General features: G+C 65.3%; 1 protein-coding gene. It reads left to right on the top strand.

Annotated elements, in window-relative coordinates; translation table 11 throughout:
* On the top strand, window positions 1-820 hold an 820-nt coding region (locus tag ACYQ2W_RS26365; RefSeq protein ID WP_459874063.1), incomplete at its 5' end, for a HEPN domain-containing protein.
* Window positions 821-1035: the final 215 nt, after the last annotated feature.

The raw sequence follows: 1035 nt of genomic DNA, 5'->3' as shown, positions 1-1035 counted from the left end.
CCCGGAGGAGCGGCTGGGGCGGGGGCTGCACAACTTCCACTACTGGTTCAACAGCGCCAGCGACTTCTGGCAGGGCTCGGGCTACTACATGGCCCAGGGGAAGAACGCGCCCGCCGCCTTCATGCTCCACCAGTCGGTGGAGCGCTTCTACCACGCTCTTACACTTATATACAGTGGATACAAACACAAGGTCCATAACCTGAGCAAGCTGGCGGAGGTGGGGGAGAGTATGCACGAGGCGCTGCTCGACGCCCTGCCCCGCGAGGAGGAGGCGGACAAGGCGCGCTTCGATCTGCTGAAGCGGGCCTATATCGAGGCGCGCTACTCCAAGAGCTACCGGATCAGCGAGGAGGAGCTGACGGTGCTGCGGGCGCAGGTGCTGGATCTGGCGGAGCGGGTGTTGCTGGCGTGCCGGGAGAAGCTGGCGTCGTTCTGCGGCGCGGAGGCGGTGGGGGAGTTGCCGTCGTTGCCCGAGGACGGGGAGGTACCGGAATTGCCGCCGTTGCCGGATATCGAGGATCGGGCAGCGATGGAGGATTGGGGCCGGCTGGTGGCGACGTCGCAGTGGGAAAGCGGGCGGGAGACGGGGGCCTCTGAGGGCAGGGAACGTGGCTTGTCGGAAGGTCTGGAACGCGGGCGAGAAGAAGGCAGGGAGCAAGGTCTTGCGGAAGGCGTTCGCAAGGTCGCCGTGGCGCTGTTGGCGAAGGGGATGGCGACGGAGGCGGTCGCGGAGGCCACCGGACTCTCCGTTGAGGAGATCGGGGCGCTGGAGGCCGGTCTCGCGGTGGGATCTGACGAAGAGTCCGACCGCGGATTCTGACGGGGTATCGCGGCCTTCGCTCCGCTGCTTCCGTTTGCGTCGGCGAAGCATCGCCGACCTACTCGTTTCTGCACTGTTGGATAGGGCGGGCTGTGCCCGCCTCGGCCTTTCCGCCGGCACTGCCCTCCTGGACACAAGATTTACCGCCGTCGAAGCGTCTCGGTCCGGTCGATTTCCCGGCTCATGCCTTCTTTCTCCAATTGGAAAGGAATAAT

It is taken from the genome of Endothiovibrio diazotrophicus, from assembly GCF_054657215.1.
The sequence above is the reverse complement of the archived record's forward strand: the minus strand, read 5'-3'. Positions and strand labels throughout refer to the sequence as shown.